Below are 1,670 nucleotides of genomic sequence, written 5' to 3'. Positions count from 1 at the left end.
CGGCGGCGGCGACGCGGTCGGGCAGGCGGCGCGCGCGGCGCGGCTGCACGCGGCACAGGGCGTGGCGTCCGTCGTCGTGGACTGCGAGTCGGGTCCTGTGCGGCTCGGCCTCGCCGCCTCGCTCGCGACCGCGCTCGGCGGCACCGCGGTGACGCTCGACGAACTGCGCGCCGACTCGATCGCCGGGCTCGTCAAGGACGTGCGCGGCGAGCGCACCGCACATGACCGCATCACAGGACAAGCGGGACAGACTCGGAGGGCCGCCTGATGCCGCAGGGAAAGCCGGAGACCGTCCCCGACGACGGGCTCACCACGCGCCAGCGCCGCAACCGGCCGCTGGTCCTCGTCCACACGGGCCCCGGCAAGGGCAAGTCGACGGCCGCGTTCGGTCTCGCGCTCCGCGCGTGGACGCAGGGGTGGCCGGTCGGCGTGTTCCAGTTCGTGAAGTCGGCGAAGTGGCGCGTCGGCGAGGAGAAGGCGCTTCGGACGCTCGGCGCGAGCGGCGAGGGCGGGACCGTGGCCTGGCACAAGATGGGCGAGGGCTGGTCCTGGGTGCAGCGCGACAGCCAGCTGTCCAACGAGGAGGCCGCGCGGGAGGGCTGGGAGCAGGTCAAGCGCGACCTCGCGGCGGAGACGCACCGTCTGTACGTGCTGGACGAGTTCGCGTACCCGCTGCACTGGGGGTGGGTGGACACGGCCGAGGTGGTCGAGGTCCTGCGGCAGCGGCCCGGCACCCAGCACGTGGTGATCACGGGACGCAACGCGCCGCAGGAGCTGCTGGACTTCGCGGACCTGGTGACGGAGATGACGAAGGTGAAGCACCCGATGGACGCGGGTCAGAAGGGCCAGCGAGGCATCGAATGGTGACGCCGGGAACCACCGCACCGCCTGAGGCGGTGGCCGCGCCGTGACCGCCGTTCCCAGGCTGGTCGTCGCGGCGCCGTCGTCGGGCAGCGGCAAGACCACCGTGGCGACGGGCCTGATGGCGGCGTTCTCGGAGCGCGGCCTCGCCGTGTCGCCGCACAAGGTCGGGCCCGACTACATCGACTCCGGCTACCACACCCTGGCCGTCGCGGGCGGCGGCCCCGTGCGGCGGCCCGGCCGCAACCTCGACGCGTACATGTGCGGCCTCGATCTGATGGCGCCGCTGTTCGCGCACGGCGCCGACGGCTGCGACCTGGCCGTGGTCGAGGGCGTCATGGGGCTGTACGACGGCGCGGCGGGCCAGGGCGAGCTGGCGTCGACGGCGCAGGTGGCGAAGGTGCTGCGCGCGCCGGTCGTGCTGGTGGTGGACGCGTCCTCGCAGTCGCGGTCGGTCGCCGCGCTCGTGCACGGGTTCCTGTCGTTCGACCCGGATGTGCGGATCGGCGGCGTCGTCCTGAACAAGGTCGGCTCCGACCGCCACGAGGAGCTGCTGCGCGAGGCCCTGGAGGAGTGCGGCGTGCCGGTGCTCGGGGCGCTGCGCAGGTCGGACGGGGTGAGCGCGCCCTCGCGCCATCTGGGGCTCGTCCCCGTGGCCGAGCGGCACGCCGACGCGCTCGCCGCGACCCGCGCGCTCGCCGAGCACGTACGGGCGGGCTGCGACCTCGACGGGCTGCTGGCGCTCGCGCGTTCGGCGCCCCCGCTGGACGCGGCGGCGTGGGGGCCGGCGGCGGCGGTGGGCGGCGGAC

2 protein-coding genes and 1 pseudogene are annotated in these 1,670 nt (G+C 75.0%); all 3 read left to right on the top strand.

From position 1 onward, the window contains the following. Positions 1-268, top strand: a pseudogene (locus JFN87_RS33055) (magnesium chelatase); the annotation flags it as partial. Further along, positions 268-867, top strand: a complete 600-nt coding sequence (cobO, locus tag JFN87_RS33050) for a cob(I)yrinic acid a,c-diamide adenosyltransferase (RefSeq protein ID WP_209346195.1) — start codon at positions 268-270, stop codon at positions 865-867. The pseudogene JFN87_RS33055 and the gene cobO, both read left to right, overlap by 1 nt. Positions 868-907: 40 nt before the next feature. Continuing rightward, on the top strand, positions 908-1,670 hold a 763-nt coding region (locus tag JFN87_RS33045; protein WP_209346193.1), incomplete at its 3' end, for a cobyrinic acid a,c-diamide synthase CobB.

Source organism: Streptomyces montanisoli, assembly GCF_017813245.1.
Lineage (GTDB): Bacteria > Actinomycetota > Actinomycetes > Streptomycetales > Streptomycetaceae > Streptomyces > Streptomyces montanisoli.
This window is presented reverse-complemented; position numbering and strand designations above follow the sequence as displayed.